The organism is Roseiarcus sp., assembly GCF_052145395.1.
Classification (GTDB): Bacteria; Pseudomonadota; Alphaproteobacteria; order Rhizobiales; family Beijerinckiaceae; genus Roseiarcus.
The window spans coordinates 1-10,625 of sequence record NZ_JBKQOT010000841.1; the positions used below are offsets into that span (position 1 = coordinate 1).

General features: G+C 67.9%; 10 protein-coding genes. 5 read left to right on the forward strand and 5 right to left on the reverse strand.

Going from position 1 to position 10,625, the window contains the following annotated elements:
• Both ACLP25_RS29270 and arsC read left to right on the forward strand, forming a co-directional pair.
• The coding region (locus ACLP25_RS29270; protein ID WP_442472608.1) for an arsenic resistance protein at window positions 1–640 on the forward strand (640 nt) is incomplete at its 5' end.
• Between the two features lie 103 nt (window positions 641–743).
• A complete protein-coding gene (gene arsC / locus ACLP25_RS29275; protein WP_442472609.1) occupies window positions 744–1,160 on the forward strand; it encodes an arsenate reductase (glutaredoxin) in 417 nt (138 codons plus the stop codon).
• Between the two features lie 9 nt (window positions 1,161–1,169).
• Here the strand turns inward: arsC and modC are convergent, their stop codons facing one another.
• The 3 genes from modC to modA form a co-directional block, all read right to left on the reverse strand.
• The gene (gene modC / locus ACLP25_RS29280) at window positions 1,170–2,291 is read right to left on the reverse strand and encodes a molybdenum ABC transporter ATP-binding protein (protein ID WP_442472610.1); all 1,122 of its coding nucleotides are present in this window, start codon (window positions 2,289–2,291) and stop codon (window positions 1,170–1,172) included.
• Window positions 2,288–2,974 (reverse strand): molybdate ABC transporter permease subunit, encoded by a 687-nt coding sequence (gene modB, locus ACLP25_RS29285; protein ID WP_442472617.1) that lies wholly within the window; start codon window positions 2,972–2,974, stop codon window positions 2,288–2,290. Before modB ends, modC begins: the two co-directional genes overlap by 4 nt.
• A 169-nt stretch (window positions 2,975–3,143) precedes the next feature.
• Window positions 3,144–3,890 (reverse strand): molybdate ABC transporter substrate-binding protein, encoded by a 747-nt coding sequence (gene modA / locus ACLP25_RS29290; RefSeq protein ID WP_442472611.1) that lies wholly within the window; start codon window positions 3,888–3,890, stop codon window positions 3,144–3,146.
• Between the two features lie 257 nt (window positions 3,891–4,147).
• Here modA and ACLP25_RS29295 point away from each other — a divergent pair, with 257 nt between their 5' ends.
• Complete coding sequence (locus tag ACLP25_RS29295; protein ID WP_442472612.1) at window positions 4,148–4,366, forward strand: TOBE domain-containing protein; 219 nt, start codon at window positions 4,148–4,150, stop codon at window positions 4,364–4,366.
• Between the two features lie 150 nt (window positions 4,367–4,516).
• On the opposite strand, the gene ACLP25_RS29300 is transcribed toward ACLP25_RS29295, so the two are convergent.
• Both ACLP25_RS29300 and ACLP25_RS29305 read right to left on the reverse strand, forming a co-directional pair.
• On the reverse strand, window positions 4,517–4,831 hold the full coding sequence (locus ACLP25_RS29300; RefSeq protein WP_442472613.1) for a hypothetical protein: 315 nt from the start codon (window positions 4,829–4,831) through the stop codon (window positions 4,517–4,519).
• A gap of 93 nt (window positions 4,832–4,924) precedes the next feature.
• Window positions 4,925–8,353 carry a YhdP family protein gene (locus tag ACLP25_RS29305; protein WP_442472614.1) on the reverse strand — a complete coding sequence of 1,143 codons (3,429 nt, stop codon included), beginning with the start codon at window positions 8,351–8,353 and terminating at the stop codon, window positions 4,925–4,927.
• Window positions 8,354–8,542: 189 nt separating this feature from the next.
• Between ACLP25_RS29305 and ACLP25_RS29310 the strand changes: the two genes are divergently transcribed.
• Together ACLP25_RS29310 and ACLP25_RS29315 are read left to right on the forward strand one after the other, a co-directional pair.
• Entirely contained in the window at window positions 8,543–9,013 is a 471-nt protein-coding gene (locus ACLP25_RS29310) for a peroxiredoxin (protein ID WP_442472615.1), read from the forward strand.
• Window positions 9,014–9,140: 127 nt separating this feature from the next.
• Window positions 9,141–10,463, forward strand: a complete 1,323-nt coding sequence (locus ACLP25_RS29315) for a M23 family metallopeptidase (protein ID WP_442472616.1) — start codon at window positions 9,141–9,143, stop codon at window positions 10,461–10,463.
• Window positions 10,464–10,625: the final 162 nt, after the last annotated feature.

Sequence of the window (10,625 nt, forward strand, 5' to 3'; positions counted from 1 at the left end):
CACTCAGGTCGCCCTGAACGACACCATCATGGTGTTCGCCTTCGCGCCGATCGTCGGACTGCTGCTCGGCCTCTCCGCGATTTCCGTTCCGTGGAACACGCTGGTGCTTTCCGTGGTCCTCTATATCGTCGTGCCGGTGATCGTGGCGCAGATCGTGCGTCGGCGTGTGCTGGCGACGGGCGGCCCGGAGGCGCTCTCGCGCCTGCTTACGACGCTGCAACCGATATCGTTGGTCGCCCTGCTGGCGACGCTGTCGCTGCTGTTCGGTTTCCAGGGCGATGAGATCGTGGCGCAGCCGCTCATCATTCTGATGCTGGCGATTCCCATCCTGATCCAGGTCTATTTCAACGCCGGGTTCGCCTATCTGCTGAATCGCGCCACGGGCGAGCAGCATTGTGTCGCCGGCCCGTCTGCCCTGATCGGGGCCAGCAACTTTTTCGAATTGGCGGTGGCCGCCGCGATCAGCCTGTTCGGCTTCCACTCGGGCGCGGCCCTCGCGACCGTCGTCGGCGTGCTGATCGAGGTGCCCGTCATGCTGTCGATCGTCTGGATCGTCAACCGGTCGAAGGGCTGGTACGAAAGCGGCGTGAATTTGGCCGCGCGCCCTGTGCCGTCGCCGGCACGAACGCCGCGCCCTTGATGTGCGCAGAGTCGCTGAGCGTGCCGTCTCCGGCGGGCTCAATCGCTACTCGGCTCGTCGGCTCAGTCTGCCAACCCAAATCCAACACTGTCGAGGCGTGCTCATGACGATTACAATCTACCACAACCCCGAATGCGGGACGTCCCGCAACGTCCTGGCGATGATCCGGGCGAGCGGCGAGGAGCCGGTCGTCATCGAGTATCTGAAAACCCCGCCGACCCGCGAGCGTCTGAAGGAACTGATCGCCGCGATGGGAATTCCGGTTCGGGCGCTCCTGCGCGAGAAGGGCACGCCCTACGCCGAACTCGGCCTCGGCGACCCCAAATGGACGGGCGATCAGCTGATCGATTTCATGATGGCGCACCCGATCCTGATCAACCGGCCGATCGTCGTCACGCCCAAAGGCGTCAAGCTCTGTCGTCCGTCGGAGACGGTGCTCGACATCCTGCCGAACTCAAGCATTGGCCTCTTTGTCAAAGAGGACGGCGAAGCGATCAACGCCGCTACGCGAAGGGTTTAGTTCGCCTGACTACACATCGAACTCGCCCCGTCCTGGCCTAAGCGCGACGGCCTTGACCTGAGCGTAAACGGCCGCGCCCACGGCGAGCCCGAGTTGATCCCAGGATTTGCGCGTCAATCGCGACAGCAGGCGCGCCCCGGCGCCGTCCGCCCCGAGAGCCACGACGGCGACCATCGTGTTGGCGTCGACGAGCTTGGCCGCGACGACCCGCCCGGGCTGGATATTGAGTATTGAACTTGGGCCTGGCGGTTCGCGCGCAAGACTCACGTCGCCGGCGACGACATGGATGCGCCGATGTTCGCCAGCCGAAGCCGGCCCCGAAGGCGCGGTGAAGCAACCACCGCGGACCCCGACCGTCAGCAGGCCGTAGGCCGCGTCGTAGGCTTCGACGGTCGACTCGAGCGTGACGGCGGCGTCGCGCGCCATCGCGAGCGGCAGCGACGGGTCGCTCTGCAGCTTGGCGAGCGGGCCCGCCCCCAGCACCCTGCCCTTCTCCATCAGCACGACCTGGTCGGCGAGCCGCTCGACCTCGGCGATGTCGTGGGTGATGTAGACGATCGGGAGCGACAGCCGGTCGCGCAGCCGTTCGAGGAACGGCAGGATTTCGCCCTTGGTGACGCGGTCGAGCGCGAAGAGCGGCTCGTCCATGAGCAGGAGCTTCGGCTGCGACAGGAGCGCCCGGCCGATCGCGACGCGCTGCCGCTCGCCGCCGGAAAGATTGCGCGGAGAGCGATCGAGCAGAGGGGTCACGCCCAGAAGGTCCGTGACCTCGTCGAAGGCGACACCCCTCTTTTGCGGCCCAGCCTCGCCACGGGGCGCGCCGAACAGCAGGTTCTTCCGCACCGACAAGTGCGGAAACAGGCTCGCTTCCTGAAAGACGTAGCCGAGCGTCCGCTTGTGCGTCGGCAGGAACGTGCCGTCGCGGTCCTGCCAGACGTCGCCGTCAATGTCGCAGACGCCGTCGGCGAGGCGGTTCAGGCCGGCGATGCAGCGCAGCACCGTGGTCTTGCCGCAGCCCGAAGGCCCGAACAACGCGGTCACGCCCTTGGACGGCGCGGTGAAGCCCGCGTCGAGCGCAAACTTGCCGAGCGTTCCGCGGAACTCGGCGCGGATGGTGTGTTCCGCGCTCATCCGCGCATCCGGGCGAAGCGCTTTTCGATCGAGGTCATCGACAGGATCACGACGAAGGCGAAGACGACCATGCCGCCGGCGAGGATGTTGGCCTCGCGCCACTGTATGGTCTCGACGTAGTCGAAGATGGCGGTCGACACGACTTTGGTCTGGCCGGGAATGGCGCCGCCGATCATCAGCACCACGCCGAATTCGCCGACCGTATGGGCGAAGCCGAGGACGGCGCCGCTAAGCAGGCCCGGGCTCGCAAGCGGCAGCGCGACCGTCCAGAAGGCGCGCGTGGGCGAGGCGCGCAGCGTCGCGGCCACCTCCATCGGGCGCTCGCCGATCGCGGCGAAGGCGTTGCGGATCGGCTGGACCACGAACGGCATCCCAGCGACGATCGAGCCGATCACCAGGCCCCAGAAGGTGAAGGCGAGCGTCCGCGCGCCCCAAAGGCTGGCGATCGCCCCGCCGGGCCCGGACGGGCCGAGCGCGACCAGGAGGTAGAAGCCCAGCACGGTCGGCGGCAGGACCATCGGCAGAGACACGACCGCCGCGACGATCTCCTTCCAGCCGGCGCGCGAACGCGCCAGCCACCAGGCAAGCGGCGTGGCGATCACGAGCAGCGCCAGCGTCGTGATCGTCGCCAGTTCGAGCGTGAGCTTGACCGGGTCCCAGAGGGGAGCGAACGCGTTCACAATTCTCCTTATGGCGCGACGAAACCTGATTGAATCGCGCCGAACACCCTCATCCAGCCGCTTACGCGGCCACCGTCCCCCGGAGGGAAGCGAACGCCCCTCTCCGATCGGGAGAGGGAAGCCGCGAAGCGGCAGGGTGAGGGTAAGACGGCGCGACCCCACGTCATCACGTCTAATCGAGCGCGTAGCCGAATTTCTCGATGATGGCGCGCGCTTCGGGTCCCTTCAGAAACTCCAGGAAAGCCTTCGACGCCTCGTCGTTCTCGCCCTTCTTCAGGAGCACCGCGTCCTGGCGGATCGGCGTATAGAGCGTCTGCGGCACGATCCAGCTCGTCCCGCCCGGTGAGAACTTGGTCTGCGACAGGGCGACAAAGCCGAGTTCCGCGTTCTTCGTGTCGACGAACTGGAAGGCCTGACCGATGCTTGCGCCCTGGACGATCTTCGGCTGGATCGCGTCGTAGACGCCAAGCGCCTTCATCGTCTCGATCGCGGCGGCGCCGTAAGGTGCGGACGCGGGATTGGCGATCGACAGTTTTGCGAACTTGCCGGCTTTGAGGGTCGCCTCGCCGTCGGTCACGTCGACGACCCTGCTCCACAGCACGAGCTTGCCGATCGCATAGGTGACGACGCTTCCCGCCACGCCCAAGCCTTGCTCGACTGCGGCCTTGGGACGCTCGGCGTCGGCGGACAGAAACACCTTATAGGGCGCGTCGTCCTGGATCTGGGTCAAGAAGCCGCCCGAAGCGCCGAAGCTCAGCACCGCCTCGTTTCCGGTCTTCTGCTTAAAGAGCGCGGCGATCTCCTTCGCCGGCTCGGTGAAATTTGCGGCGACCGCGACATTCGTTTGCGCCGCCTCCGCGGAGGCCGGTAAGGTCGCGACGACGACGCCGACCGTGGCGACCAGGTGCTTCCAATTCATCAGACTCTCGCAACCCGTTGACAGACCGCGCCGCCCCGCTTGTTGTCCCCCAAGCGCGCTGCGCCGCCGCTATATCCCGCCATACTAGACGGCGCCGGTCCAAACGCAACCGCGCGACACGGAGCGTGCAGGAGGATCAGGGCGCGGGCGCGCTTGCCCACCTCCAACCCAGCGCTTTAGGATCGGCATGGACGCCGAGAGAGTCCGACGCAGTCGTCGGAAGCGGCCGATCCGCTATCGTCAGGAACGGGCATCCGATGAAAATCAGCGCGCGCAATCAGATCGCCGGCACGATCAAGGAGATCCACAAGGGCGCCACGACCGCTCATGTCGAGATCGAGATCGGCGGGGGTACGATCCTCACCGCCTCGATCACCAACGAGGCCGTCGATGCGCTCAAGCTCGCCAAGGGCCAGAAGGCCTACGCGGTGATCAAGGCGTCGGACGTCATGGTCGGCGTCGAGCACGGAGGCTGAGGACGCCATCGATCAGGCAGTAGCGAACGACGCGGGCTTTGGCGACCCGCGCAGCGTTCCCGTGGAGGGAGCGCGTCTCGCGCTCCGTGGGCGGCGAGACGCCGCCCTTCCCATTCTTCACGGCGACTGGGGGGGCCAATCGCACCCTGCCTAGACCGACGCAACCCTGGAGACCGCCTCGCGGAAATAGCGCCGCCAGATGCGCGAAACCGACTCGACGTTCTCGTCGAGGTCCCGGTAGGACGAGAAGAAGAAGGCGGACATCGTCCGGCTGACGTCCTTGGCGTCCTTGTTCGTCGCCGCGCTGAGCAGCATCTTATGCGTATTGTCGAACAGCTTCTGGGACAGAACGACGGTCTCGATTCCGACGTCGCAAAGCGCACGGACGGTTGTGACGGCCGAAAGTTCGCTGGGTCCCGGACGACCCCTGGCAATCTCGCGCAAGAATTTCTTATCGTGGATCATTGCTTTCCCCTAGGTGGAATTGTTTTGCCGGCGGGTCTTTCGCAGCCCCGGCGGCGGCGTTCAATTCGTGAAACTACGTAGTCGCGCCGCGAACTATCGCTCCGCCGGCGCGGGCGCGGCCGCCGATTCGCCCGGAAACGGACCCCGCCCGACGGCGCCGTCCATGACCCCGAGGATCTTGCGCAGGATTCCGGGGGCGATCGCCGACAGCGGATTGACTGTAAGCTTCGGATCGTTGAGCGGACCTTGAGCGCGGTACGTGATGCCGAACACCCCCTCGTTCTGGGCGCCGCCAAGCAGGACGCCGACCAGCGGAATGTTGCCGAGAAGATTGTTGACGGAGTAGGCCGGGATGAAGGTCCCCGAAACGTCGACCGTCTTGCGGGCGAAGTTGACGATGCCCTCGGTGGTCAGACCCATGTTCGGATTGTAGATGACGGCGTTCTTGATATCAAGCACGCCCGGCGAGCGCACGAAAGCGAACGTCATCTTCTGAAAGTGCGCGAGCAGCGGATCCAGGCCCGGCCCGGGGGCGGGACTCGCCGCGGCGAGCTGCCGGAACGCGGGCTCGTCGCGCAGCGCGAAATTGGTCACCGTCGCCGTGCCCGAGCTCGTCTCGCTTCCCGTCTCGAGGACGAGGTCGAGGTTGCCGCCGTCCATGCGCGTGTAGAGGTCGGCGAACTTCGCCAGCGCGCCCGCATCGCTTGCGGTCAGGCGCAGCGGCCCTTCGCCGTCGCGTCCCGCGGCAATGACGCCCTGGCCGAGGCGCCCCCTGAGAAAGGCGAGCCGGTCGTCGCCGCCGCGGCGCGAGAAATTGAGCTCGAGACCGCCCATCGACTGCCTGTTGGCGCCGGTCACGGTCCCGACCTTCATGTCGAGGTCGAAGTCTTTCGCCCCCGCCTGCGACGGCGACCCCTGATCGGCCAGCGACTTGATCAGGGGACGCGCGTCGAACGTCGTTCCGCGCACCGTCGCCTTGATCACGTTCGCGGCATTGACCACGTCGGCCTGCAGGCTGTCGCCCGGGGAGACGCGCGCCTGGGTGAGCCTCACCGTCTGGATCGCGCCATCCACGCCAAGCTCGGCCGAACCGCGCAGCGAGACCGTCCCGAAGTCGATGGCGAGGTTGCTCACCGCCGCGCCCTCGGGCGACGGCTTGATCTGGAAGGTCGCCTTGCCGGGCCTGCCGGCGGGCTTCGAGACGCCGGGAACGGGATTGTCGACTCCGGCCGGCGTGAGATCCACTTCGACGTCGGCGCTGGTCCGCGAGAGCGGGGCCTTGAGCGTGATCGGCAAAGGCCCGGCCAGCCAGGCGAGATTCAGTCCGCGCTTGGCGCGCGCCGCCTGTTCGAGCGTCGCCGTCACCGTCGCCGAGCCCTCTTCCCCGGGCGCGCGCGAGGCGTCGATATGCGCGGCCGAGCCGAACAGCTCACCGTCGCCGCTCATGGTCAGCGTGTTGCGGTCGGCCGCGAACGTCAGGCTGCCCTGATCCAGCTTCTCCGGCCCGACGAACTTGTCGAGCGTCAGATTCGACAGCGCGCCCGCCGCATGGAACTGCGTGTCCTCGAGCTTGGCGGTTTTGCCGAGCTTCAGATTGAGCGTCAGCTCGCCCTCCGCCTGTCCCTTGACGGTCGCTGGGTCGATCTGGATTCCCGCCTGTTTGCGCAGGGGCTCGCGGCTAAGCAGGTCCGCCAGCGCGTCGGCGGTCCCGCTCAAATGCGCCCTCGCAGAAGCGTCGACGATCGGCCTCGGGCTCGTGTCCGGGATCTCGAAGACGAGCGTGTCGGCAAGGATGCGCCGCGTCGGCGTCAGGTCCATCGTCGCGCGGTCGGCGGAGACCTTGAAGACGTGGCCGGTGAACGACCCTGAACCCTCGCCCGAAACCATCGGCGGCAGGCCGGGAAGGAGGTCGACGGCCACCTCGTGGGTGGCGAAGGTCCCATGCACGCTGTCGGGCGCGACGGCGCGCTTGTGGTCCATGGCGTCGAGATCATCGGCGGACCAGTTTGCGATCATGACGCCTTCGAGCTTTCCGCCATGCATGTTGTGCGAGGCCCAGTCGCGAACGTCCGGATTGATGAACTGCGGCCACAGGCGGATCGCGTCCTGGGTGACGCTGGGCCGCAGGTCCAGCCGGAGTCTCAGCCGCTCGCGTTGGCCGTCCGGGGTGACCTCGGCAGTGAGCGCGCCGTCGAACGTCGGACCCTTGGCCGAGAGATTGTCGACGAGGAAGCGCGACTCGAGCGGGAGGAACCGGAATTCGGCGACGATGGCGTCGAGCGGAACCGGCCGCTCGCCGCGCCGCTCGGGGCCGAAGCGGGCGCCTTTGGCTTCCAGCCGCGCGGTCCAGGGAGCGGAGGCGTCGAAAGGCGGCGCGACCCAGCCCGAAGCGCTCAGATGGGTCTCGCCGGCGAGAATGGCGAGATCCCGGACATCGACCCGCTTGGAGGCGTCATCCCAGGAAATCCCGCCCGACGCCTCGTCGACCAGGAACGGCAGGGCGTCCGGGTTGTTGAGCCGCACCGTCCCCGCGCCGATCGTGAATCGTCCGGTCAGCGACTGGATTGCGCCCCCGGGCGCGACGCGCGCATCGAACTTGAAGGCGATCGGCCCCTCGGCGAACAGCGGCGGCGGCTTCTTGTCGAAGGTTTCGAGGTCGGCGAGGCTGACGTCGTGGGCCTCGAGCGCGAGGCTCGGTTCGGCGCCGACCGCCGCCCGCGCCTGCATCGTCCAACGCCCCGCCGGCCCGGTCGCCATCAGGCGCGCGTTCGCCTCGTCGCCGGTGCGATCGAAAACCAGGTTGAAATCGCGGTAGCTCACCGAGCGGCCGGTGGCCTCGTTGTCGATCTCGAAGCGCGCGTTGGCGACCGTGAGCCGGTCGAGCGCTTGGCTCGCGCCGGCCATCGCCTCCGCGCCCGCCCGCACGAGCGTGGCGATGTTCAGGCTCTCCAGCCCGGAGCCGTTGCTCGGCAGCGCGATCGGCGCGGCGGCCTCGTCGCCGGCCGCTGCGATGGAGAGCGAGCCGTCGGCGGCCACCCTGAGCCGAAGGCCGAGGTCGTCGAGTTCAAGCCGCCGCACCTTGACCTGGCCGAGAAAGGCGACGAACGGATCGACGCCAATCTGGCCGCGCGGCGCCGACAGCACCGGGCGGCCCTTGCGATCGCGCAGCGTCAGCTTGCGGAATCCGAGTCCGATTCCCCAGGCGTCGTGCATCACGTAGGTCGGGCCAAGCTCCACCGAAAAGCCGTCGCCGACGCGCTCCTGAAGGCTCGAGGCGATCTGGTCGTGCAGCCATTCGAGATAGATCGGTCCGCTCGACAGCCGGAACGCCAGGAGCGCGACTGCGACGAGCCCCAGAAGGCCGAACGCCTCCACGAGATGGATGGCGACGTGGCGGAGCCGCCGTGGCGCGCCGGCGCTTCGCCTGCAGACGGGCAGACGCGCGCCGTCCGCGCTGTCCACCATGCGTTGCATGGCGGCCCGGGCGCGCGCGCGATGTCCGACCCCAAGCCAACCGAACAAACGAAGACGATCCTCTCCTGCGGGCGAGCGGATATACCCGCGTTTGACGCCGATGTGTCAGCGTCCCGGCCGCTTTCCCCAGACACAGACGGCGGCGCGCTTGAAACGCTCCGGACGGCAGGTCAACCTGAGCGTCGCAGCCGATCCTGCTTTGGCATTGAAACCATATTGAGACAGAACGAGGGCGACATGGCAAAAGAACTCGACGAGGGCGATTCCGCCCCGGATTTCACGCTGCCGACCGACGGCGGCGGCAAGGCGCGTCTCGCTGACCTCAGGGGAAAGCCGATCGTCGTCTATTTCTATCCGAAGGACGACACGTCGGGCTGCACGGCCGAGGCGATCGCCTTCAGCGGGCTGAAGCCGGAATTCGACGAAGCCGGCGCCGTCGTGATCGGCGTTTCGCCCGACAGCGTCGCCAGCCACGATAAGTTTATAACCAAGCACGACCTTGCCGTCTCGCTCGCGTCCGATCCGCAACGGTCGGCGATCGAGGCCTACGGCGTGTGGAAGGAAAAGAGCATGTACGGCCGGAAATATTTCGGCGTCGAGCGCACAACCTTCCTCGTCGGCCGCGACGGCCGGATCGCCAAAATCTGGCGAAAGGTCAAGGTGCCCAAGCACGCCGAAGAAGTGCTGGCCGCGGTGAAGGCGATGTGAGCGCTTGCGCTGGCCGACGAAAAAGGCCGGGGCGAAGCGGCCTTTCTCAGCGTTTCCGATGAATTAACCTTAATCAGCTTCACTCGGCCTGCGGTCGCCCGCATATCCACGCGGCGGGAGCGGGTTCATGCGCCAATTGGAAGTCCACGAACGGCCCGGGCTGCCGACCACTCGCTATTTCGTCTCGATCTCGCGCGGCGATTCGATCCGCACCGCGACGCTCGCCCCCGCCGCGCTGTGGGCGCTCCTGGCGCTCGCGCCCCTGTCGGTCGGCTTCGGAGCGGCGGGCGCGCTCGAGCTCGCATGCGGCGCCCGTCTCGGCGACTCAATCATTCTGCGGGCGGCCGAACCCGACGCCCGCGACCGGGCCGACGAAGCGGAACGCTCTCGGCCTGCCGAGGCGGACGCGCTCGAGGCGCGCATCACCGGAGTCGTCGCCCGTCAGGCCCGGATGGAGAAACGCTCGGCCGCAATTGTCGCGCTCGCCGGGCAGGCCGCGCGAGGCGCGGCGCCGATCGCCGGTCCCCTCGATGCGGACGCGCTTCATGCGATCGAGAGCTTTGGCCCCAGGAGCCCCGCGGCGACCCGCCCGGCCGGCCCTGCGGACCTCGGCGGCATTCGCGCCTACGCCCCCTCGGCACCGGCGCCGCCCCACGCGTCCCTCGACCCGCTCGGCGCCTCGAGCCGTGCGCCGGCGCCGAGCTTTGCGGCGCTCGCGGCGAACCCCGATCTCGATGCCGAGACCCGGCTCGCCTTCGTCGATCGCTCCCTCGACCGGATCGCGGCCGGCCAGATGGCGGCGCTCGCCGCCGTCGACCGCGCCGCCGCGGGGGCCGCCGATCGCGACGCGGCGATTCTCGCCGACGCGGGCCTCGACGCCAAAAAACTCGCCGACCGCAAGCTGTCCCCGCCGATGGGCGGTCCGTTCGAGCCGCTCGACGCGGGTCCCAGCGCCTCCGCCTTCGATCGCGCCGCCGCGCGGGCCGCGCGCGACGTGGAGCTGGCCGAGAAGCTCAGGGCGCTGATGGCCTATGTGCCGCTCGGCAAGCCGCTGGCCGGAGACATGGCCGTCGCGTCCCCCTTCGGCTATCGCATCGATCCGTTTCTCGGCCGCCCCGCCCTCCACGCGGGCGTGGATCTGTTGCAGGCCTATGGCGCGGAGATCCGTGCCGCCGGCGCCGGCCGTGTCGTCCACGCGGGACCGATCGGCGGCTACGGCTTGATGGTCGAGATCGATCATGGGACGGGCCTCGCGACCCGCTACGCCCACCTGTCCCAGGTGCTGGTCGACGAAGGCGAGGAGGTCGACAAAGGGGCCGTCGTCGGACGGCTCGGCGCCACCGGCCGTGCGACCGGGCCGCACCTCCATTACGAGGTGCGGATCGATGGAGAACCGGTTGATCCAGAACGGTTTCTTCGCGCCGGCGAACGGTTGGCCGCCGCCGAATAGCCGGTTTCCGTTTCCCTCCGCGTTTCGCCGCCGCTAGACACCCGTGCTCGGCCTGCTGGGGCAGGCCATTGTCGTTGCGCTCACCGCGGCGCCTGCAGCCGTCCGGCTGCCGCGCCTTCAATTCGTCGTGCTAGTGGCCCGAGTCATTCGAATTGAGGGTAT